Source organism: Streptomyces sp. NPDC001194 (assembly GCF_042896985.1).
In the GTDB taxonomy this organism is placed as follows: Bacteria; Actinomycetota; Actinomycetes; order Streptomycetales; family Streptomycetaceae; genus Streptomyces.
Map to the genome: position 1 here is coordinate 76,944 of NZ_JBIAXU010000008.1, position 21,875 is coordinate 98,818.

Annotated in this window: 18 protein-coding genes and 5 tRNA genes; 13 read left to right on the forward strand and 10 right to left on the reverse strand. The window is 70.3% G+C overall.

Annotation, left to right across the window (positions count from 1 at the left end; genetic code table 11):
* Window positions 1-68 precede the first annotated feature (68 nt).
* Window positions 69-1,703, forward strand: a complete 1,635-nt coding sequence (gene cimA / locus ACFY1T_RS19120; protein ID WP_390789192.1) for a citramalate synthase — start codon at window positions 69-71, stop codon at window positions 1,701-1,703.
* A gap of 96 nt (window positions 1,704-1,799) precedes the next feature.
* Window positions 1,800-3,146: a hypothetical protein gene (locus tag ACFY1T_RS19125; RefSeq protein WP_390789193.1), complete on the forward strand. Its 1,347-nt coding sequence runs from the start codon at window positions 1,800-1,802 to the stop codon at window positions 3,144-3,146.
* A 50-nt stretch (window positions 3,147-3,196) separates the two neighbouring features.
* Here the strand turns inward: ACFY1T_RS19125 and ACFY1T_RS19130 are convergent, their stop codons facing one another.
* The gene (locus tag ACFY1T_RS19130; RefSeq protein ID WP_390789194.1) at window positions 3,197-3,808 is read right to left on the reverse strand and encodes a YceI family protein; all 612 of its coding nucleotides are present in this window, start codon (window positions 3,806-3,808) and stop codon (window positions 3,197-3,199) included.
* A gap of 265 nt (window positions 3,809-4,073) precedes the next feature.
* Here ACFY1T_RS19130 and ACFY1T_RS19135 point away from each other — a divergent pair, with 265 nt between their 5' ends.
* Together ACFY1T_RS19135 and ACFY1T_RS19140 are read left to right on the forward strand one after the other, a co-directional pair.
* Window positions 4,074-5,657: an acyl-CoA carboxylase subunit beta gene (locus ACFY1T_RS19135; protein ID WP_229336310.1), complete on the forward strand. Its 1,584-nt coding sequence runs from the start codon at window positions 4,074-4,076 to the stop codon at window positions 5,655-5,657.
* A gap of 21 nt (window positions 5,658-5,678) precedes the next feature.
* The gene (locus ACFY1T_RS19140; protein ID WP_030857470.1) at window positions 5,679-5,882 is read left to right on the forward strand and encodes an acyl-CoA carboxylase subunit epsilon; all 204 of its coding nucleotides are present in this window, start codon (window positions 5,679-5,681) and stop codon (window positions 5,880-5,882) included.
* Between the two features lie 84 nt (window positions 5,883-5,966).
* On the opposite strand, the gene ACFY1T_RS19145 is transcribed toward ACFY1T_RS19140, so the two are convergent.
* The 8 genes from ACFY1T_RS19145 to ACFY1T_RS19180 form a co-directional block, all read right to left on the reverse strand.
* The gene (locus tag ACFY1T_RS19145; protein ID WP_037792108.1) at window positions 5,967-6,548 is read right to left on the reverse strand and encodes an ATP/GTP-binding protein; all 582 of its coding nucleotides are present in this window, start codon (window positions 6,546-6,548) and stop codon (window positions 5,967-5,969) included.
* Window positions 6,529-7,089, reverse strand: coding sequence for a DUF742 domain-containing protein (locus tag ACFY1T_RS19150; RefSeq protein ID WP_390789195.1), 561 nt, complete (start codon window positions 7,087-7,089; stop codon window positions 6,529-6,531). Before ACFY1T_RS19150 ends, ACFY1T_RS19145 begins: the two co-directional genes overlap by 20 nt.
* A gap of 93 nt (window positions 7,090-7,182) precedes the next feature.
* Window positions 7,183-7,596 carry a roadblock/LC7 domain-containing protein gene (locus tag ACFY1T_RS19155; RefSeq protein ID WP_008739857.1) on the reverse strand — a complete coding sequence of 138 codons (414 nt, stop codon included), beginning with the start codon at window positions 7,594-7,596 and terminating at the stop codon, window positions 7,183-7,185.
* 10 nt (window positions 7,597-7,606) lie between these two features.
* Window positions 7,607-10,807 (reverse strand): nitrate- and nitrite sensing domain-containing protein, encoded by a 3,201-nt coding sequence (locus ACFY1T_RS19160; protein ID WP_390789196.1) that lies wholly within the window; start codon window positions 10,805-10,807, stop codon window positions 7,607-7,609.
* Window positions 10,808-11,140: 333 nt separating this feature from the next.
* A complete protein-coding gene (locus ACFY1T_RS19165; RefSeq protein WP_048475966.1) occupies window positions 11,141-11,722 on the reverse strand; it encodes an ATP/GTP-binding protein in 582 nt (193 codons plus the stop codon).
* The gene (locus ACFY1T_RS19170) at window positions 11,703-12,095 is read right to left on the reverse strand and encodes a DUF742 domain-containing protein (protein WP_030859942.1); all 393 of its coding nucleotides are present in this window, start codon (window positions 12,093-12,095) and stop codon (window positions 11,703-11,705) included. Before ACFY1T_RS19170 ends, ACFY1T_RS19165 begins: the two co-directional genes overlap by 20 nt.
* Before the next feature lie 150 nt (window positions 12,096-12,245).
* Window positions 12,246-12,659, reverse strand: a complete 414-nt coding sequence (locus tag ACFY1T_RS19175; RefSeq protein ID WP_008739864.1) for a roadblock/LC7 domain-containing protein — start codon at window positions 12,657-12,659, stop codon at window positions 12,246-12,248.
* A 9-nt stretch (window positions 12,660-12,668) separates the two neighbouring features.
* Entirely contained in the window at window positions 12,669-16,334 is a 3,666-nt protein-coding gene (locus tag ACFY1T_RS19180) for a nitrate- and nitrite sensing domain-containing protein (protein ID WP_390789197.1), read from the reverse strand.
* A 565-nt stretch (window positions 16,335-16,899) separates the two neighbouring features.
* On the opposite strand from ACFY1T_RS19180, the gene ACFY1T_RS19185 reads away from it, so the two are divergent.
* From ACFY1T_RS19185 to ACFY1T_RS19225, 9 genes are all read left to right on the forward strand, one after another.
* On the forward strand, window positions 16,900-17,082 hold the full coding sequence (locus ACFY1T_RS19185) for a hypothetical protein (RefSeq protein ID WP_030859938.1): 183 nt from the start codon (window positions 16,900-16,902) through the stop codon (window positions 17,080-17,082).
* Window positions 17,083-17,180: 98 nt separating this feature from the next.
* Window positions 17,181-17,969, forward strand: a complete 789-nt coding sequence (locus tag ACFY1T_RS19190) for a fumarylacetoacetate hydrolase family protein (protein WP_030859936.1) — start codon at window positions 17,181-17,183, stop codon at window positions 17,967-17,969.
* Complete coding sequence (gene gltX / locus ACFY1T_RS19195; protein WP_390789198.1) at window positions 17,962-19,437, forward strand: glutamate--tRNA ligase; 1,476 nt, start codon at window positions 17,962-17,964, stop codon at window positions 19,435-19,437. The genes ACFY1T_RS19190 and gltX overlap by 8 nt, the downstream gene beginning before the upstream one ends.
* A gap of 168 nt (window positions 19,438-19,605) precedes the next feature.
* On the forward strand, window positions 19,606-20,334 hold the full coding sequence (locus ACFY1T_RS19200) for an HAD family hydrolase (RefSeq protein ID WP_390789199.1): 729 nt from the start codon (window positions 19,606-19,608) through the stop codon (window positions 20,332-20,334).
* Window positions 20,335-20,419: 85 nt separating this feature from the next.
* Window positions 20,420-20,491: transfer RNA gene (locus ACFY1T_RS19205), tRNA-Gln, on the forward strand.
* A gap of 27 nt (window positions 20,492-20,518) precedes the next feature.
* Window positions 20,519-20,591, forward strand: a tRNA-Glu gene (locus tag ACFY1T_RS19210).
* Between the two features lie 63 nt (window positions 20,592-20,654).
* Window positions 20,655-20,727, forward strand: a tRNA-Glu gene (locus ACFY1T_RS19215).
* Window positions 20,728-20,748: 21 nt separating this feature from the next.
* Window positions 20,749-20,820, forward strand: a tRNA-Gln gene (locus tag ACFY1T_RS19220).
* 15 nt (window positions 20,821-20,835) lie between these two features.
* Window positions 20,836-20,908: transfer RNA gene (locus ACFY1T_RS19225), tRNA-Glu, on the forward strand.
* Between the two features lie 180 nt (window positions 20,909-21,088).
* Here the strand turns inward: ACFY1T_RS19225 and ndgR are convergent.
* Window positions 21,089-21,805, reverse strand: coding sequence for an IclR family transcriptional regulator NdgR (gene ndgR, locus ACFY1T_RS19230; RefSeq protein ID WP_037837458.1), 717 nt, complete (start codon window positions 21,803-21,805; stop codon window positions 21,089-21,091).
* Window positions 21,806-21,875 lie beyond the last annotated feature (70 nt).

Sequence of the window (21,875 nt, forward strand, 5' to 3'; positions counted from 1 at the left end):
GGGCAGTGGCGGCAGCCTGCCCTCGGGCGGGTATCCGGAACCACTCATCCGACAGGAGTCAGATCAGCATGACGACGACAGAGGCGACAGGGCCGGCGGCTCAGGACCCCGCCGCCGACGCGGACGGCTTCCACGTCTTCGACACCACCCTGCGCGACGGCGCCCAGCGTGAGGGCATCAACCTCACCGTCGCCGACAAGCTGGCGATCGCCCGGCACCTGGACGACTTCGGAGTGGGCTTCATCGAGGGCGGCTGGCCGGGCGCCAACCCCCGCGACACCGAGTTCTTCGCCCGCGCCCGCGCCGAGATCGACTTCAAGCACGCCAAGCTGGTCGCCTTCGGCGCCACCCGGCGGGCGGGCGGCTCGGCCGCCCAGGACCCGCAGGTACGGGCGCTGCTGGAGTCGGGCGCCCCGGTGATCACCCTGGTCGCCAAGTCCCACGACCGGCACGTCGAGCTCGCCCTGCGCACCACGCTCGACGAGAACCTGGAGATGGTCCGCGACACCGTCTCCCACCTCGTCGCCCAGGGCCGCCGCGTCTTCGTCGACTGCGAGCACTTCTTCGACGGGTACCGGGCCAACGCCGAGTACGCGAAGTCGGTCGTGCGCGCCGCCCACGAGGCCGGCGCCGACGTCGTCATCCTCTGCGACACCAACGGCGGCATGCTGCCCGCCCAGGTGACCGCGGTCGTCGCGACCGTGCTCGCCGACACCGGCGCCCGCCTGGGCATCCACGCGCAGGACGACACCGGCTGCGCCGTCGCCAACACCCTGGCCGCCGTCGACGCGGGCGCCACGCACGTCCAGTGCACCGCGAACGGCTACGGCGAGCGCGTCGGCAACGCCAACCTCTTCCCGGTCGTCGCCGCGCTGGAGATCAAGTACGGGCGCAAGGTCCTCCCCGAGGGCGCGCTCGCCGAGATGACCCGCATCTCGCACGCCATCGCCGAGGTCGTCAACCTGACGCCGTCCACGCACCAGCCCTACGTCGGCGTCTCCGCCTTCGCGCACAAGGCGGGCCTGCACGCCTCGGCCATCAAGGTCGACCCGGACCTCTACCAGCACATCGACCCCGAGCGGGTCGGCAACACGATGCGGATGCTGGTCTCCGACATGGCCGGCCGTGCCTCGATCGAACTCAAGGGCAAGGAGCTCGGCGTCGACCTCGGCGGGGACCGCGCGCTGATCTCGCGGGTCGTCGAGCGGGTCAAGGAGCGGGAGCTCCAGGGCTACACGTACGAGGCGGCCGACGCCTCCTTCGAGCTGCTGCTGCGCGCCGAGGTCGAGGGCCGCGCCCGCAAGTACTTCCGTACGGAGTCCTGGCGGGCCATCGTCGAGGACCGCCCCGACGGCACCCACGCCAACGAGGCAACGGTCAAGCTGTGGGCCAAGGGCGAGCGGATCGTCGCGACGGCGGAGGGCAACGGCCCGGTCAACGCCCTGGACCGGGCGCTGCGGGTGGCCCTGGAGCGCTTCTACCCCCAGCTGGCCAAGTTCGAGCTGGTGGACTACAAGGTCCGCATCCTGGAGGGCAAGCACGGCACGGAGTCCACGACGCGCGTGCTGATCGCCACGACGGACGGCACCCGCGAGTGGTCGACGGTGGGCGTCGCCCCGAACGTGATCGCCGCGTCCTGGCAGGCCCTGGAGGACGCCTTCACGTACGGGCTCCTGCACGTGGGCGTCGAGCCCGCCGAATAGCGGGCGGGCCCCGCCGCCCCGCGCCCTCGTGGCCGGGGTGGTGGGGTTTATGTCCAGCTCACACAGGAAAGTTCCGGTTCCGGTAGCGTCTGGAGTATGAGGACCAGGCTGATATCCGTACGACCCGGTCGGCTGCTGGCCGCTCTGCTGCTGGCCCTGTCCGCGACCGCGCTCGTGGCCGCCCCGCAGGCATCGGCGGCCACCGGGCCCGCTGCCGTGGCGGAGGCCCTCAAGCAGGGCCCGGTCTATGTGGACCCCCGGGCGGCGGCGCAGCTGCCGAAGGAGCAGGCGGACGCGCTCGCGAAGAAGATCAAGGACGCCGGGAAGCCGGTGTTCGTCGCGGTACTGCCGGCCGGCGCCGAGTTCCCCGCCGACAGCGTGCTGCGTACGGTCCGGACCGAGACCGGCATCACGGGGCTCTACGCGATCCGGCTCGGCGACGGGTTCAACGCCGGCGCGGACCGGGCGGTCATGTCCCCGGGCGCCGTCCGCAACCTGACGGACGCCGTGAAGGCCGGCGGGCCCGTGAACGCGAGCACGGAGCTGAACAACTTCGTGGACCAGGCGCTGACGCAGGCCAAGGGCAGGGCCCCGGCCTCCTGGGGTGACACCGGAGCCGACGCCGGCGTCCCGGTCGGCGGTCTGGTCGCGCTCGGCGCGGTGGCGGTGATCGGCGGCGGCGGTGCGTACGCGCTGGTGCGCCGGAACCGGAAGAAGAAGGAAGAGGCGGAGCGCGAGGCCGTCGAGAAGCTGCGCGTGGTCGTCGACGAGGACATCACGGCCTTCGGCGAGGAGCTCGACCGGCTGGACTTCCACCCCGGTGAGCCCGGTGCGGACGACGCGATGCGCGGGGACTACGAGAAGGGCCTCGACTCGTACGAGAAGGCCAAGGACATCATGGCTTCCGTCCAGCACCCCGAAGAGGTCAAGGGCGTCACGCAGGCCCTGGAGGACGGGCGGTTCGCGCTGGCCAGCCTCGATGCCCGCCGTCAGGGCAGGCCGCTGCCGGAGCGCCGCTCGCCCTGCTTCTTCGACCCGCGGCACGGTCCGAGCACGGAGGACGCCGCGTGGTCGCCGGCCGGCGGGACGGCACGTACCGTCCCCGTGTGCGCGGCGGACGCCGTCCGGCTGCGCGACGGCAAGGACCCGATGGTCCGTACGGTCGACACCGAGTACGGGCCGCGTCCGTACTACGACGCGGGCCCGGCGTACGGCCCCTGGGCGGGCGGATACTTCGGCGGCGGCATCCTGCCCGGCCTGCTCGTGGGCACGATGCTCGGTTCGATGATGTCGAGCCCCGCCTACGCCTCCGACATGGGCGGCTACGACGGCGGGGACTACTCCGGCGCCGACTTCGACTCCTCCGACTTCGGGGGAGGGGACTTCGGCGGCGGCGGTGGGTTCGACGGTGGCGGCGGGTTCGACGGCGGGGGCGGCTTCTAGGGGGTGCCACCCCCCGGCACCGCCCCCGGGACCCGGCGGAGTCAGGCGGTTCAGGCCTGCTTGATGGCCGAGATGTCGAAGGTCAGCTTCACCTTGTCGCTGACCATGACGCCGCCGGCCTCCAGCGCGGCGTTCCACGTCAGGCCCCAGTCGGAGCGCAGGATCTCGGCGGAGCCCTCGAAGCCGACGCGCTCGTTGCCGTAGACGTCGGTGGCCGAGCCGTTGAACTCCAGGTCGATGGAGAGCGGGCGGGTGACGTCCTTGATCGTCAGCTCGCCGGTGATGCGGTACCCGTCGCCGCCGAGCCGGGCCGCCTCGGTGGAGCGGAAGGTCATCAGCGGGAAGGCCTCGGCGTCGAAGAAGTCGCCGCTGCGCAGGTGGCCGTCGCGGTCGGCGATGCCGGTGTCCACGGAGGCGATCTTCACCTCGATGGAGGCGGCGGAGCGGGCCGGGTCGGCGCCGTCGAGCGCCAGGGTGCCGGAGTAGTCGGTGAAGCTGCCGCGGACGTTGGTCACCATCGCGTGGCGGACGGTGAAGCCGATGCTGCTGTGCGCGGCGTCGATGACGTAGTCGCCGGTGAGGGCGGCGAGGGCCGGGTCCACGTCGAGGGTGGCGACGGTGGCGGCCGCGGTGTCCTGGCTGCGGCGGTTGAACAGACCCATGATGTGCTCCCTGGTGCTGGTGGGGCTGATGCGCCCCGTGTTGGTTGAACTTTCAACGAGAACGACGCTAGACCTATTCCGTTCAAATTTCAACATCTAGGGGCGGTGCGCCGCCGTTTTGTCGGACTCCCACAAAGGAGGGGGGTCCGGCCTGGTGGTGTCCGCGCATCACGTGGCGGTTCTGTTTGGCCCGGACAGCGGAACACTTCCGAGACTGTGTGAAATCAACGGAGGTTTTTCTTCGACCGCTTCGTAAGGTCGATACATGACCGTTGTGGACCAGACTCCGAGCGAGCCGACGGACGCCCGCGGGCGCGTGGCCGAGCTGCATTCCCTGCGAGAGCAGGCGCGGCGTGGACCCAGTGACCGGGCGACCGAGGCGCAGCACGCCAAGGGCAAGCTGACCGCGCGCGAGCGCATCGCGCTGCTGCTCGACGAGGGTTCCTTCAAGGAGGTCGAGCAGCTGCGCCGCCACCGTGCGACCGGCTTCGGCCTCGAGGGCAAGAAGCCGTACACCGACGGTGTCATCACCGGCTGGGGCACGGTCGAGGGCCGCACGGTCTTCGTCTACGCGCACGACTTCCGCATCTTCGGCGGCGCCCTGGGCGAAGCCCACGCCACGAAGATCCACAAGATCATGGACATGGCCATCGCGGCCGGTGCCCCCCTGGTCTCCCTGAACGACGGCGCCGGCGCCCGCATCCAGGAGGGCGTCTCCGCCCTCGCCGGCTACGGCGGCATCTTCCAGCGCAACACCAGGGCCTCGGGGGTCATCCCCCAGATCTCGGTCATGCTGGGCCCGTGCGCCGGCGGCGCCGCGTACTCCCCGGCCCTGACGGACTTCGTCTTCATGGTCCGCGAGACCTCGCAGATGTTCATCACCGGCCCCGACGTCGTCCGCGCCGTCACCGGCGAGGAGATCTCCCAGAACGGCCTCGGCGGCGCCGATGTGCACGCCGAGACCTCCGGAGTCGCGCACTTCGCGTACGACGACGAGGAGACCTGCATCTCCGAGGTGCGCTACCTCATCTCGATGCTGCCCTCCAACAACCGGGAGAACCCGCCGGTCCACGAGACGTCCGACCCCGCCGACCGGCGCTCTGACGTCCTGCTGGACCTGGTCCCCGCGGACGGCAACCGCCCGTACGACATGCACAAGGTGATCGAGGAGCTCGTCGACGAAGGCGACTTCCTGGAGATCCACGAGCGCTGGGCCCGCAACATCATCTGCGCCCTGGCCCGGCTCGACGGCCAGGTCGTCGGCATCGTCGCCAACCAGCCCGCCCACCTCGCCGGCGTCCTCGACATCGAGGCCTCCGAGAAGGCCGCGCGCTTCGTCCAGATGTGCGACGCCTTCAACATCCCGATCATCACGCTGCTGGACGTCCCCGGCTTCCTGCCGGGTGTCGACCAGGAGCACGGCGGCATCATCCGCCACGGCGCCAAGCTGCTGTACGCGTACTGCAACGCCACCGTCCCGCGGATCTCGCTGATCCTGCGCAAGGCCTACGGCGGCGCGTACATCGTCATGGACTCCCAGTCCATCGGCGCGGACATCACCTACGCCTGGCCGACGAACGAGATCGCGGTCATGGGCGCCGAGGGCGCCGCCAACGTCATCTTCCGCAAGCAGATCGCGGAGGCCGAGGACCCCGAGGCGATGCGCGCGCGCATGGTCAAGGAGTACAAGGCCGAGCTGATGCACCCGTACTACGCGGCCGAGCGCGGTCTCGTGGACGACGTCATCGACCCGGCGGAGACCCGCGAAACCCTGATCAGCTCGCTGGCGATGCTCCGCAGCAAGCACGCCGACCTGCCGTCCCGCAAGCACGGCAACCCGCCGCAGTAGAGCGAAGGAGACCTGCCACCCATGACCAACACCGCCGACACCCTGCTGCGCGTCGAAAAGGGCAACGCCGCCCCCGAGGAGCTGGCCGCGATCACCGCGATCCTGCTGGCCCGCGCCGCGTCCGCCCCCGAGGGCCCCACGGTGCACCGCATCGGTTCCCAGGCCCGCTGGCGGCGCCTGGAGCGCACCCCCGGCTTCCGCGCCCCGCACAGCTGGCAGGGCTAGCAGTCACCGGCTCCTCCCGGAACACGCCGAAAGGCCCCCGCACTCCTCGGAGTGCGGGGGCCTTTCGCATGCTTGCCGTGCTGCCTACCGCAGGCGGGCCATGAGGGCGTGCTCGACCAGGGTGATGAGCGCGCTCTTGGCGTCCGCGCGGTGGCGGGCGTCGGTGGTGATGATCGGGGCGTCCGGGCCGATCTGCAGGGCCTCGCGGACCTCCTCCGGCGTGTACGGCTGGTGGCCGTCGAAGCCGTTGAGGGCGATGACGAACGGCAGGCCGCTGTTCTCGAAGTAGTCCACGGCCGGGAAGCAGTCCGCCAGGCGCCGCGTGTCGACGAGGACGACGGCGCCGATGGCGCCGCGTACGAGGTCGTCCCACATGAACCAGAAGCGGTCCTGTCCGGGGGTGCCGAACAGGTACAGGATGAGGTCCTGGTCCAGGGTGATGCGGCCGAAGTCCATGGCGACCGTGGTGGTCGTCTTGTCCCCGGTGTGGGTCAGATCGTCGATGCCGGCGGACGCGGACGTCATCACGGCTTCGGTGCGCAGCGGGTTGATCTCGGAGACCGCGCCGACGAACGTGGTCTTGCCCACGCCGAAGCCGCCCGCCACCACGATCTTCGCGGAGGTGGTGGAGCGAGCCGCTCCGCCGTTAGAGCTTGCGAAGTCCACTGAGCACCCTTTCGAGCAGTGTCACATCTGGCTGGCCGCCGGCAGACTCGTCGCCGCCGGGCTGGTGAATGGCGACAAGGCCCGCCTCCGCCAGGTCGGCGACGAGGATGCGGGCGACACCAAGAGGAATGGAGAGAAGTGCCGAGATCTCCGCGACGGATTTGATCTCCTGGCACAGGCGGCAGATGCGCTGGTGCTCGGGCAACTGCCCTTGCAACCGCGCGGGATCCGCCGTGGTACTGACCAGCGCCTCGATGGCGAGCTGGTAGCGCGGCCGGGTACGGCCACCGGTCATCGCGTACGGACGCACCAGAGGGTTGTGCGCCTTGGGGGCCTGCGGCTGCTGACCCCGGAGGGGCTGCTGCGAGGGCCGGTGGGGCGGCTGAGCCTGCTGGGGCTGGCCGTACGGCTGCTGCTGGTAGGGATTGTGCTCCGGAACCTGCCGGCTGGGAGCGGAGGGGAAGTTGAAGCGGTTCTGGTCGTGCTGCCCACCCTGCGGCTGCTGCGCGCCGCCATAAGGATGTCCTCCGGGTGTTGTCACGTTTCCTCCTCCGACTCCAAGAACGCAGTACTCCCTGTGGAACCGCGCCACCGCACCCTATGGTGCGATGACGCGAAACGCACTGCCTGTCTGCTAGTTGAGAAGACTTCCCTGCAGCTCCGAACGCAGTTCCGGGGTGAGAACACTGCCTGCTCGGTCCACGAGGAGGGCCATCTCGTAGCCCACGAGGCCGATGTCGCACTCGGGGTGCGCGAGCACCGCGAGGGACGATCCATCGGACACGGACATGAGGAAAAGGAACCCGCGGTCCATCTCCACAACGGTCTGGTTGACGGCGCCACCCTCGAAGATGCGGGAGGCTCCTGCGGTCAGCGACGTCAGACCGGAGGCCACGGCCGCCAGCTGATCGGCGCGGTCGCGCGGGAATCCGTCGGACATCGCCAGAAGAAGGCCGTCGGCGGAGACCACCACCGTGTGGGACACCCCGGGGGTGTTGTCCACGAAGTTGGTGATCAACCAGTTCAGGTTCTGTGCCGCCTGGCTCATCGGGCTCACACTAACGCTCCTGGTCATAGCTGTTACTTGACTGCTCAGAACCCGCGCTGCGTCCCTGCTGGACACCGCGCCGCAGGTTGCTCAACCTGCCGCGGACGTCCTCCGGTGCGCGGGAGACCTGGGGGCCGCCCTGCGGGGTCGTCTCCGCCGCGCCCTCGACCAGGTTGGCCTTGGGCACGCGCCGAGGGAGACCGGACGGGGTGACCCCGCCCGCCTTCGGCTCACGGAGCTTGGAGGCCTGCTGCCAGCGCTCGTCGTTGTTCGAGCGCCAGTCGGTGCCGCCATCCTCGTCCCGCTCCGGGGCGGCGGGCTGCTGCTGTCGCTGCGGCCGCTGCTCGAAGAGGGATCCGGAGGACTCCGTTTCCTTCTGTGCCGGCTGCCACTGCTGCTGGCTGCCGCGGCGCGGCAGGCCCGCTCCGGTCACTTCGTGGCCGGTGTCGGCAGCGGCGCCCGGACGGTCGAAGCCTACGCGGTCCGCGGCGGGTTCGGGAGCGGCCGGGGGTTCCGATTCGGTCCCGTAGCCCTGCTGGTAGCCGCCCGAATAGGTGTTCTGCTCGGGCCACTCCGCCTGCGGGGACTGGGATGCGTAGCCGCCGTCGTACGCCGGGGCGTCCTGCTGGCGATCCTGGTATCCGGCTTCCGGATATCCGTAGTCCTGCTGCGGGTACGCCTCGTAGCCCTGCGGGGCCACCTGAGCCTGCCGGGAGTCGTACGAGGCGTCGTACCCCTGTTCGGGCTGCTGCTCGTAACCCTGGTACGGCTGGTACCCGTGCTCCGGCTGGGGTTCCGCATACTCCTGCTCGGCGAACTCGCCCTGCTGCTCCTGCCCGTAGCCCACCTGGGCCTCGAGCGCGGCACGGCGCTCCTGGTGGGCCAGGGAGCGGCCGACCGGGTCCAGCCCGGTGCCGTCGCCCTGGTCCTCGGTGCCCCTGCCCTCGTAGCGGGAGTCGTCGAAGCCCAGCTCGGCGGCCGTACGCATCGGGACGGCCTGCTGCGACTGCTGCTGCGGGATCATCGACGACACCGTGAAGTCGTCGTCCGGGATCCCCTCGCCACCACCACCGTGGGTGATCGCGTCCGGGAGCATGACCAGCGAGGTGGTGCCGGCGGCCTCGCCCGAGGGGCGCAGCTGGACGCGGATGCTGTGGCGGTCCGCCAGCCGGCCGACCACGAACAGACCCATGCGCTGGGAGATCGCGGCGTCCACGGTGGGCGGGTTGGCCAGCTTGTGGTTGATGTCCGCGAAGTCCTCGGCGGTGAGGCCGATGCCCTTGTCGTGGATCTCGACCATCACGCGGCCGTCGGGCAGACGCGTGGCGTTGACGCGGACCTTGGTCTGCGGGGAGGAGAACGTCGTGGCGTTCTCCAGGAGCTCGGCGAGCAGGTGCACGAGGTCGGTCACGGCCTGGCCGTGGATCTCGGCCTCCGAGACGCCCGAGAGCTCGATGCGCTCGTACTGCTCCACCTCGGAGGAGGCGGCGCGCAGCACGTCGACGAGGGGGACCGGCTGGTCCCAGCGGCGGCCCGGTTCCTCACCCGCGAGGATGAGGAGGTTCTCGCCGTTGCGACGCATACGGGTGGCCAGGTGGTCCAGGCGGAAGAGGTTCTCCAGCTGGTCCGGGTCGGCCTCGTTGTTCTCCAGGTCGGTGATGAGGGTCAGCTGGCCCTCGATCAGCGACTGGTTGCGTATGGAGAGGTTGGTGAAGATCGCGTTGACGTTCCCTCGCAGGAGCGCCTGCTCGGCGGCGAGCCGGACCGCTTCCCGGTGGACCTGGTCGAAGGCGCGGGCGACCTCGCCGATCTCGTCCTGGGAGTTGATCGGGATCGGCGCGACACGGGTGTCGACCTTGCCCGGGTCGGTGCGCGAGAGCTGGTCGACGAGCATCGGCAGGCGCTGCTCGGCGACGTCGAAGGCGGCGGTGCGCAGACGGCGCATCGAGTTGCTCATCTGGCGGGCCATCATCGCGGCCAGGATGAACGCGGCGAGCAGGGCCACGACCACGATGGCGCCGGTCAGGATGGCGTCGTTGCGGGCCTCGTCGGAGACGGCGACCGAGTCGGTCACGGCCTTGCCGAGGAGTTCCTTCTCGATCTCGGCGTAGCCCTCGAACTTCGCCGTGGCGCCGGCCTGCCAGGCCTGGGGCGTGGTGCCGCCCGCGATGACCTTGCTCTTGCTCTCGCCGCTGGCGATCGCCTCGGTCATGCCGGTGAGGGCGGAGTTGTTCACGATCGGCGGCGCCTTGAAGGGGGTGCCGGCCTGTTCCGCCGCGCGCTTGGCCAGCGCGAGCTTCTCGGCGCCCTCCTGGGACTTCTTGCCCATGACGTCCTGGAGGCGCTTCACGTCCTCCTCGGTGCCGGCCGCGACGTACTCGCCGATCGCGATGTCCTCGAGATAGGCGTACGAGGAGAAGGCGACGAGCTGGGCCTTGCGGATGTCCTCGTTCTCGTTCGGGCGCACCAGCAGGTGGGTGCCGACCGAACGCTGGAGCGAGTTGGCGGCCTTGGCCAGCTCGACCGCGTAGACCATGCGGCCGTAGCTGGTGACGTTGCCGGTGCCCAGGCCGAGCTCGTTGGAGAACGTCATGAGGTAGTGCTGGACCAGCACGTACCCCTCTTCGGTCGGGATGGGGCCGTTCGCGCTGGGCGGGTTCTTCTTCGCCGTCTCCTGCGAGGAGTACGCCGTCTGCCGGACGGCGGCGAGCTTGGGCTCCTCCTGGTGGAAGAGCTCCAGGCGGCGCTCCAGTCCGGAGTCCGAGTTGGAGGGGAGGTCCTTCGAGGCCTGGGCGAACTTCTCCTTGGCCGCGTCGGTGGCCGCGTACGCCTTCGCGACGGCCTCGTTGTTCCGGTCGCCCCTGAGGAGGGGCTCGGCCGTGAGGTCGCGCTCGTTGAGGAGGGCCTGGCCGTATTCGGCCGCCGCCTGGACGATGCGGGCCGTCTTCTCGGCGTCCTTGGCCTCGTTCCAGCGGTCGACCGAGCCCTTCACCTGGAAGCCGCCCATCACCAGTCCGACGAGGACGGGGACGAGCAGGATGGCGTTCAGCTTGGTCGGCACGCGCCAGTTGCGGGGGGAGAACCTGCTGGTGCTGCCGCTCTTCGCCGGCGGGTCGACGGGTACGTCGACCGGCGACGTGCCCGCACGCTGCGGCGGGGTGAAGTTGCCGCGCGCGGGTTCATCCGCGGGGCTTGAGTTGCTTCGCCTCACTCGACCAACAACCTTCCGGCGGTGCTACTAGCTAGTTAGTTGAATTCCAGCACGGTTAACGGCCGTGTTCCAAACAGTTGGAATCAGCCATTCCAAGAGCCTTATGTCACGCATAAAACGGACATAAAGAGCGAGCTGCGGCAAAAATGGAGCCAGTTGTGAGCGCAGCGGCACCGCCCGAACGCGCCCTGTGTCCAAGTGGCGGCAATTCACTGTCGAAACGTTATGAACAGAGAAGGCGGGCCGTGTCCTATGACACAGCCCGCCCTCTCACGTTGTGAAGAACCCGTGGTACTTGAGTGGTGCCCCTTGAGCGCCGTTCCCCGAACCGTGTTACTTGAGTCGGGCCATGAGGGCGTGCTCGACGAGTGTGATGAGCGCGCTCTTGGCGTCCGCCCGGTGGCGGGCGTCCGTGGTGATGATCGGGGCGTCCGGACCGATCTGCAGGGCCTCGCGGACTTCTTCGGGGGTGTAGGGCTGGTGCCCCTCGAAGCCGTTGAGGGCCACGACGAACGGCAGCCCGCTGTTCTCGAAGTAGTCGACCGCGGGGAAGCAGTCGGCGAGGCGGCGGGTGTCGACCAGCACGATCGCGCCGATGGCGCCGCGTACGAGGTCGTCCCACATGAACCAGAAGCGGTCCTGTCCGGGGGTGCCGAACAGGTACAGGATGAGGTCCTGGTCCAGGGTGATGCGGCCGAAGTCCATGGCGACCGTGGTGGTCGTCTTGTCCCCGGTGTGGGTCAGATCGTCGATGCCGGCGGACGCGGAGGTCATCACGGCTTCGGTGCGCAGCGGATTGATCTCCGAGACGGCCCCGACGAACGTGGTCTTGCCCACGCCGAACCCGCCCGCCACCACGATCTTCGCGGAGGTGGTGGAGCGGGCGGTTCCGCCATTAGAGCTTGCGAAGTCCACTGAGCACCCTTTCGAGCAGCGTTACATCCGGCGTGCCGCCGGCCTCTCCATTGCCCGGCTGGTGGATGGCCACCATTCCGGCCTCGGCCAGGTCGGCGACGAGGATCCGGGCGACACCGAGCGGCATCGACAGCAGTGCGGAGACCTCCGCGACCGACTTGACCTCACGGCACAGCGTGCATATGCGCTGGTGCTCGGGAAGCAGGCCGGACAGGTGCATCGGATCGGCCGTGGTGCTGACCAGCGCCTCTATGGCGAGCTGGTAGCGCGGCCGGGTCCGTCCGCCGGTCATCGCGTACGGGCGAACAAGCGGCTGGTCGCCTTCCGAGTACGAATCACCGTACGAATCGGAGTAGGCGGGGGGCGGGGTCATTGATCCTCCGGGCTGGACAGCAGTGGTCAGCGTGCCGTCTGACGGGGCGGCCGGTGGGGGGACGGTATGACGGCCTGACGGTGGTACTGGGTTCCGGGGCTGGCCCCCGGTCCCCCGGCCGGAAGTACCGTCCGGCCGGGAGATGTGGCGTCAGATGAGCAGGCTTCCCTGCAGCTCCGCGCGCAGGTCCGGGGTGAGGACGCTGCCGGCGCGGTCCACGAGGAGGGCCATCTCGTAGCCGACAAGGCCGATGTCGCACTCGGGGTGCGCGAGCACGGCCAGGGAGGAACCGTCCGAGACGGACATGAGGAAGAGGAATCCCCGGTCCATCTCGACCACGGTCTGGTTGACGGCGCCGCCCTCGAAGATGCGGGAGGCTCCTGCGGTCAGCGACGTCAGACCGGAGGCCACGGCCGCCAGCTGATCGGCGCGGTCACGGGGAAAGCCTTCGGACATCGCCAGAAGGAGGCCGTCGGCGGAGACCACCACCGTGTGGGACACCCCGGGGGTGTTGTCCACGAAGTTGGTGATCAACCAGTTCAGGTTCTGTGCCGCCTGGCTCATCGAACTCAACTAACGCTCCTGCTGGTAAGTGGGGTCGATGTGGTAACTGCCGGTCGCCGGGCCGTTGTTGCCGGCCTGACGGCCCTGCTGGATACCCCGTCGGAGGTTGGTCAGACGGCCGCGGACGTCGTCCGGCGCTCGCGAGACCTGCGGGCCCGACTGTGCGTCGGACTGCTGCTGCGCGGTGCCGGCCACGAGGTTCGCCCGCGGTACTCGGCGGGGCAGCCCCGAGGTGGTGATGCCGCCGGCGGCGGGCTGGCGCACGCGCTCGGCCTGCCGCATCAGCTCGTCGTTGGGCGAGGACCGCCAGCTGACGGTCGGCGAGCTGCCGGTCGTCGTCGGGGCGGACTCGGCCGCGGGCTCCTGGCCGCGCTGCGGCAGCGGCTGCTGCAGGCGCTGCTGGGGAGCCGGAGCCGGGGCGGACTGCTGCGGCTGCTGGGGAACCGGCGCCTGACCGGGGGCCTGGGGGCCCTCCTGGTGGAACCAGTTCGACTCCAGCGTGTCGAAGATCGGGCTGCGCTCGTTGCCGGTGCTCGCGGCCGGCGGCAGCGCCTCCGGCTGGTGGGCCTGCGGCAGCTGCGGAGCCTGCGGCTGCTGGGGGGCGAATCCGCCGACACCGGGACCGCCGGGCCGCGGGGCCTGGAAGTCCGGGCGGGCGAACTGGCCCGTGGTGGACGGGTCCGCCGCACCGCGCGGCTCCGGGCGCTCGAACTGCCCGGTGGTGCTGTTGCCGGCCGGCGGGCGCGGGGCGTTGAAGTCCGGACGGGGGAACTCCGCCGTCGAACCCGGGCCCGAGAGCTCGTCGTGGCCGCGCGGGACCTCGTGGCCGGCGTGACGCGCCTGGTCGGCGCCCCAGCTGGTGGTCTGCGGGATCCCGGCGGGACCGCCGCCCGCACCCGGAAGCTCCGGACGCGAGGCGCCACCGCGCGGCGGCAGCTGCGGCCGGGAGCCGCGCTGAGCCGGGGCGGAGGGCGCCGGGGCCGAGGGGACCGGCCCCGTGGGGGCGGGCTGCTGCTGCGGGGGCTGCGGACGCTCGAAGCCGTTGCCCTGCGGGAACCCGCCCTGGCCGGGAGCCGCGGGCGCGGGCATCGGACGGGAGCCGGGACCGCCGGCCGGACCGCGGCCCGGCAGCGGGGCACCGCCGCCGAAGGCGCCGTCGGGGAAGCCGCCCTGACCCTGGGAGGTCGGGGCACCCGGCGTGCCGGTCATGCCCGGACCGCCCTGCGGACGGGCGTTCGGGCCGCCCTGCTGCGGACGCGTACCGGGACCGCCCTGCGGGCCCTGCTGGCCCGGACCGCCGTCGCGGCCCGGCAGCGCGGCACGCTGGGCGCCGCCGGAGACCTGGCCGCGCTGCTGGCCGGCGCCGACGGGCTGGCGTGCGCCGCCGCCCGGGACCGAACCCTGGGCCGAAGCGCCCGGCATGCCCTGCGGAGCACCGGAGCCCGCACCGCCGGGACCGCCCTGGCCACCCTGGCCCGGCATCGGACCCGGCTTCTTGCCGCCCTGGGCGACGTCCACCGGCAGCATGACGAGGGCCGTCGTACCGCCCGAGTCGGACGGGCGCAGCTGGATGCGGATGCCGTGTCGCAGGGACAGGCGGCCGACCACGAACAGGCCCATGCGGCGGGAGACGGAGACGTCCACGGTCGGCGGCGACGCGAGCCGCTCGTTGATCGCGGCGAGGTCCTCGGGGGAGAGGCCGATGCCGGTGTCGTGGATCTCGACGAGCACGCGCCCGTCGGGCAGCGCGTGACCGGTGACCTTGACCTTCGTCTGCGGGGAGGAGAACGAGGTGGCGTTCTCCAGCAGCTCGGCGAGGAGGTGCACGAGGTCGTTGACGACGCGGCCGGCGACGTCGGTGCCGGGCACCGACGCCAGTTCGATGCGCTCGTACTGCTCCACCTCGGACGCGGCGGCACGGAGCACGTCGACGAGCGGGACGGGGCGGGTCCACCGGCGGCCCGGCTCCTCGCCCGCGAGGACGAGGAGGTTTTCGCCGTTACGGCGCATACGGGTCGCGAGGTGGTCGAGCTTGAAGAGCGAGGACAGCTGGTCCGGGTCGGCCTCGCGCGACTCCAGCTCGGAGATGAGCGAGAGCTGGCGCTGGATGAGGCCCTGCGAACGGCGCGAGAGGTTGGTGAACATCGCGTTGACGTTGCCCCGGAGGAGGGCCTGCTCGGCGGCGAGGCGGACGGCCTCGCGGTGCACGTCGTCGAAGGCCGCGGCCACCTGGCCGATCTCGTCGCGGGTGTGCAGGCCGACCGACTCCACGGACGTGTCCACGTCCTGCGGGTCGGACTCGGACAGCTGCTTGACGAGCTCGGGCAGTCGGTCCTGGGCGACCCGGGTCGCGGTGTCCTGCAGGCGGCGCAGCGAGCGGATCATGGACCGCGCCATGACGAACGCGCCGACGAGGGAGACGCCGAGGACGAGCAGGATCAGGGCACCGTTGATGATGGCGTCCTGCTGCGAGGAGTTCTTCAGCTCGCGGGCCTTCTGCTCCATGTCCTCGAGCAGGGTCAGCTCGATGACCTTCATGGCCTGGAGCTTGGTGTCGTCCGCGTCGTACCAGTCCATCCAGGACCGGTTCTTCTCCTTGCCGAACTGCCCCTGGGTGCTCAGGACGCGGCGCGCGTAGTGGTCGGCGGTGCCGATCTCCGTGTTGCCGTCGCCGAGCGCCGCGAGGAGTTCCTCGGGCTTGCCCTGGTAGACGAGTTCGAAGGTCTTCTTCGCCTGGCTCTCGCCGCGGAGCGCGGAGAGGGCGTACAGGCGGTCGTTCTCGGTGAGCGTGCCCGGCTTCTCGCTGCTCTCGGGGAGCGAGGCGGCGATGACGGCGCGCTGGATCGAGGCGTACTCCTTGGCGGAGGAGAAGGCCGCCAGGGCACGCGTACGCTTGATCATCTCCGGGCTGGAGGTGGCCTGCGCCATGTCCTGGGAGAGCGAGAGCAGCGAGACGATCAGCGCGTTGTACTCGGTGACGGTCTGCTGGGCGCCGTTCTGGTACGCCTTCTTGCGGATTTCCTCGATGCCGGTGAGCTGGCGGCCGATCTGCAGGATGTTGTTGCGGATCGACTTGAGGGTCTCGTCCTTGTCCTCCGCGCTGTCGACCTTGTCGGTCGCGGCCTGGAAGGCCTTCGCGGCGGCGTCGGTCTGGTCGCGTACGCCCACGACGAGGCTGTTGGGCTTGCCCGACCTGTCGACCGACAGCGGACCCGCCGACTTGTCCCGCTCCTCCTGGAGCATGGCGGCCAGGTTGGTGGCCTGCCGGGTCATCGTCGTGAGCAGCTGCATGTGCTCCAGCTGGTCGATGTCGTTCAGCGAGTCGTTGATGCGGAAGCCACCGAGCGTGGTGGCGGCGACGACCGGCAGGGTCAGCAGCGACACGAGTCGCGTGCTGATGCGCCAGTTCTGCATGGCGAATCGCGAACCGGGCCCGCTGGGGGCCTTCGGTATCGCCACGTCCTTGTCGGCCGGCTCTTCGCTCTTCGTCTTGCCCCGGGGCTTGAGGCGCGCCTTCGCCTTCACCGCGTTCACCGTGGTGGAGGAGTCGGGGCCTGCGCCATCGGCAGCCGGCCCGCGGTTCTGGGCGTGCTGGGGCGAGGAGCCACGGTCGGTCCCGCCGCGCGGCTCCTGCTCCGCCGCAGCGCTGCCATCCCTCTTGAATCGTCCCTGCACTAGCGTCGCAACCTCTGGACCAGGCGTCCCGCCGGGCGACCGGTGGGACGGTGTCGAGTCGTGGGGCCTTTCGGCCCCATGGTGGTCGTCGGTGACCGGCGCGTCTCCCTCTCCTTGCCGCCGCGCGCGGCGCTGTGTCGCGCCACCTGCGCGCCGGCTGTTCCCGCGGCGGTCCCGCGAATTCCAGCACAGTGGCGGATCTCCAACAAGGTGCGCGTGTCGGCCTGGGGCGGCGGTGACGTTCCGCAGTGAATGTGTCACGCCGTGTGGGCCGCGTTTCGGGGTGAATCGGACTTACGCCGACCAAACGCGGTGGCTGGCAAGGTGTCCCAGTCGAGATGATCAGGAGCGGAATGGCTGATTCAGTGGCGCAATGTCCGTTTCGCCACCCGGAATTGACTGCCTGCTATGCCCGTATTGTCGGGTCACGGGTGAGCAAACTCACACAGCCGTGGCCATTACTTCCCGGTTGGGCCGGGGAATCGGATGTTTAGCCTTGCCCTTTACAGGGTTGAAGGATCCGACAACCCCCACCCCACAACACGAGCCGAGGGCCCGAAACACCGTGAAGACGACGATGATGTTCCGCAACATAGCCAACCCCCGCCGCACCACCCTCGCGCACCTCAAGGACGCCGAAGAGCTGCAGGCGGTCGAGGCTCCGGAGCACGCCGTCGAGCTGCCCGCCCAGACCGCGAACCCGCGCCGCACGACCCTCATGAACGCGCCGGTCGCCGCCGCGCAGTAAGCCACTCGGGAAAAGGAGCGCGAAGCGCCGCTGCCCGCCGCGTTAGCCTGGACACGCAGACTCCAGCCAGCGGAAATACAGAGGGGCAGACGCAACACGTGCGCATCGCCAGGTTCTCCATCGACGGCAATGTCGCGTTCGGCGCGGTCGAGGGCAGCACTGCCCCCGGCGCCGAGGGTGAGCTCGTCCTCGACATCATCAAGGGCATTCCGTTCGCGGACTTCGAGCTCTCGGGCACGAAGGTCCCGCTGAACAAGGTCCGGCTGCTGCCGCCCGTGCTCCCGAACAAGGTCGTGGCCATCGGCCGCAACTACGCGGAGCACGCGGCAGAGCTCGGCAACGAGGTCCCGGAGACTCCGATCACCTTCTTCAAGCCCTCCACCTCGGTGGTCGGCCCGGGCGACCCGATCGCGTACCCCTCCTTCTCCCAGGACCTCCACCACGAGGCGGAGCTCGCCGTGGTCATCGGCCGCATGTGCCGCGAGGTCCCGAAGGAGCGCGTCAAGGACGTGATCCTCGGTTACACCTGCGCCAACGACGTCACCGCGCGCGACGTCCAGCAGCGCGAGAAGCAGTGGGCCCGGGCCAAGGGCTTCGACAGCTCCTGCCCCCTCGGCCCCTGGATCGAGACCGACCTCGACCCGACCGACCTGACCATCCAGTGCACCGTCAACGGCGAACAGCGCCAGCTCGGCCGCACCAGTGACATGGTCCGGTCCATCGAGGACCTGATCGTCCACATCACCGAGGCCATGACGCTCCTCCCCGGCGACGTCATCCTCACGGGGACCCCGGCCGGAGTCGGCCCCCTCAACGTCGGCGACGAGGTCGCCGTCACCATCGAAGGCATCGGCACTCTCACCAACAAGGTGATCAAGCGTGGCTAACGCGAACGTCCGCGTACGTTTCTGTCCCTCCCCGACCGGCAACCCCCACGTGGGCCTGGTCCGGACCGCCCTCTTCAACTGGGCGTTCGCCCGCCACCACGGCGGTACGTTCGTCTTCCGCATCGAGGACACCGACGCGGCCCGCGACTCCGAGGAGTCGTACGAGCAGCTGCTCGACTCGCTGCGCTGGCTCGGCTTCACCTGGGACGAGGGCCCCGAGGTCGGCGGCCCGCACGCCCCGTACCGCCAGTCCGAGCGCATGGACGTCTACGCGGACGTGGCCCAGCGCCTGCGCGAGGGCGGGTACGCGTACGACTGCTACTGCACGACCGAGGAGCTGGACGCCCGCCGCGCCGCCGCCCGCGCCGCCGGCAAGCCCTCCGGCTACGACGGCCACTGCCGCGAGCTCACCCAGGTGCAGCTGGAGGCGTACCAGGGCGAGCACCGCCCCTCGATCGTCCGCTTCCGGATGCCCGACGAGCCGATCACCTTCACCGACCTGGTCCGCGGCGAGCTGACCTTCACCCCGGAGAACGTGCCGGACTTCGGCATCCTGCGGGCCAACGGCGCGCCGCTCTACACGCTCGTCAACCCGGTCGACGACGCGCTGATGCAGATCACGCACGTGCTCCGCGGCGAGGACCTGCTGTCCTCCACCCCGCGCCAGATCGCGCTGTACAAGGCGCTGATCGAGATCGGCGTCGCGACGGACATCCCGCGGTTCGGCCACCTGCCGTACGTGATGGGCGAGGGCAACAAGAAGCTCTCCAAGCGCGACCCCGAGTCCTCGCTCAACCTGTACCGCGAGCGCGGCTTCCTCCCCGAGGGCCTGCTGAACTACCTCTCGCTCCTCGGCTGGTCCTTCTCCAAGGACCAGGACGTCTTCTCGATCGAGGAGATGGTGGCGAAGTTCGACATCGACGGCGTGAACGCCAACCCGGCGCGCTTCGACCTCAAGAAGGCCGAGTCGATCAACGGCGACCACATCCGCCTCCTCGACCCGAAGGCCTTCGCGGACGCCTGCACCCCGTGGCTCCGGGCCCCGCACGCCAACTGGGCGCCCGAGGACTTCGACGCCGAGGCCTGGGCGGCCATCGCGCCGTACGCCCAGACCCGCGTGACGGTCCTGTCCGACATCACGGCCAATGTCGACTTCCTGTTCCTCAAGGAGCCGGTCGAGGACCAGCCGTCGTGGGACAAGGCGATGAAGGGCGAGCCCGCGGCCCTCCTGACCACCGCCCGCGCCAACCTGGACGCCGCCGACTGGAGCGACCCCGAGTCCCTCAAGCAGGCCGTCCTGACCGCAGGCGAGGCCCACGGCCTCAAGCTCGGCAAGGCGCAGGCCCCGGTCCGCGTGGCGGTCACCGGCCGCACGGTCGGCCTGCCGCTCTTCGAGTCCCTCCAGATCCTGGGCAAGGAGCGCTCGCTGTCGCGCATCGACGCGGCCCTGGCGAAGCTCGCCGCGTAGGCGCGCCCGTACGCAGGTCCCCCGGGGGGCGGCAGCCGGACATCCGGCGGCCGCCCCCCGAGGCGTTGTCCGGGCGCCCGCGGACGTCCGCGGGCGCCCGGAGCCGGGGGACCACGGACTTGGGCAAACCCTTCAGACGTCGCCCGGCGATGTCGTAGCGTCGGGGGTATGCCGATCCGCGCCGTGCTGTGGGACATCGACGACACCCTGTTCGACTACACCGGGGCGGACAGCGCCGGCCTCGCGCGCCGGCTCGCCGAGGAGGGCATCGCGGAGCGCTACGGTTCCCCCGCGCAGGCGCTCGCCCTGTGGCGGGAGATCACGACCCGCCACTGGGACCGCTTCGCCGCCGGGGAGGTGGGCTTCCAGGAGCAGCGCCGGGACCGGGTACGGGACTTCCTCGGCGAGCCCGGGATGAGCTCCGCCGAGGCCGACGGCTGGTTCGACCGGTACGTCGAGCACTACAAGGCCGCCTGGACGCTGTTCCCCGACGTCGTGCCCGTCCTGGACGCCCTCGCGGGCGGATACCGGCACGGGGTGCTCTCCAACTCCTCCACGGTCAACCAGGACCCGAAGCTGCGCCGTCTCGGCCTGCGCGAGCGCTTCGAGGTGCTGCTCTGCGCCGCGGAACTGGGCGTCAGCAAGCCCGAGGCGCAGGCCTTCCTCGCCGCCTGCGAGGCGCTCGGACTGCCGCCGGGCGAGGTCGCGTACGTGGGGGACCAGCCGGAGATCGACGCGCGCGGGGCCCGTGACGCCGGGCTGACCGCGGTCTGGCTCGACCGGGACGGCGCGCGCGGGCCGGGCCCCGACGGCGTGCACCGGATCGACGGTCTCGCCCGGCTCCCGGAGCTGCTGGCCTCGGATACCCGTTTTGGAGCACGGTCAGGCATCCGGTAATGTTCTTTCTGCGCCGCCGGAGCGGGCCGAAAGGCCGGACGGAGGCGCCACTCGAAAGAAAAGCCCCCCAGGGGTTGACTTTCGGTGGGGTATAGTGTAATTGGCAACACGAGGGTTTCTGGTTCCCTTATTCTAGGTTCGAGTCCTGGTACCCCAGCGCAGTGCAGCAGTAACGCAGTGCTTTGCCCCCGTTGTGTAGCGGCCTAGCACGCCGCCCTCTCAAGGCGGTAGCGCCGGTTCGAATCCGGTCGGGGGTACAGATCCTTCCCGCAAGATCTCCATTGGGTAGCTCCCGGACGTCTTGATGCAGGATCGCTAGGGCCCCCGTTGTGTAGCGGCCTAGCACGCCGCCCTCTCAAGGCGGTAGCGCCGGTTCGAATCCGGTCGGGGGTACTGGTCTGGTATAGACCACATTGGGCTATGGTGTAATTGGCAACACGAAGGTTTCTGGTTCCTTTGTTCTAGGTTCGAGTCCTGGTAGCCCAGCGCAGTACAGAGCAAGCCCCCGTTGTGTAGCGGCCTAGCACGCCGCCCTCTCAAGGCGGTAGCGCCGGTTCGAATCCGGTCGGGGGTACGCACGGAAGAGGCCCTCCGCGTTCATCGCGGAGGGCCTCTTCGCTGTTCCCGTACGTACTCCGGCGTCGACGCCGGGCCCGTACAAGTGCGGGCCCGGAGGCGCGTGTTCGGACGTGTGCGGCGTCGTACGCGCCCCCGGGCCCGGGGGATGGGGGAGGGGCCTGCGGCCCGGTGGGCGTCAGCCGGAGCGGCGCAGGGCCTCCGACAGGCGGGCGGCCGCGTCGATGACGGCCTGGGCGTGCATCCGGCCCGGGTGGCGGGTCAGGCGCTCGATCGGCCCGGAGACCGACACGGCGGCCACCACGCGGTTCGACGGCCCGCGCACCGGCGCGGAGACGGACGCCACGCCGGGCTCCCGCTCGCCGATCGACTGCGCCCAGCCGCGGCGCCGTACGCCCGACAGGGCCGTCGCGGTGAAGCGCGCGCCCTGCAGCCCGCGGTGGAGCCGCTCGGGCTCCTCCCAGGCCATCAGGATCTGCGCGGCCGAGCCCGCCTTCATCGGGAGCGTCGAGCCCACCGGGACGGTGTCCCGCAGGCCCGACAGCCGCTCGGCGGCCGCCACGCAGATGCGCATGTCTCCCTGACGGCGGTAGAGCTGCGCGCTCTCGCCCGTCACGTCACGGAGGTGGGTGAGTACCGGTCCCGCCGTGGCCAGCAGGCGGTCCTCGCCGGCCGCGGCGGCGAGCTCCGCCAGCCGCGGTCCGAGGATGAACCGGCCCTGCATGTCCCTCGCCACCATCCGGTGGTGTTCCAGTGCCACGGCCAGGCGATGTGCCGTGGGTCGTGCGAGCCCTGTCGCCGCGACCAGCCCGGCGAGGGTGGCCGGACCGGACTCCAGTGCGCTCAATACCAGAGCTGCCTTGTCGAGAACGCCGACGCCGCTAGAGTTGTCCATGAAACGATATTCGCGTCTCACACTGTGAAACGCAAGTTCAATTTTTCCAAGAACCAGCGAGTCTGTATGT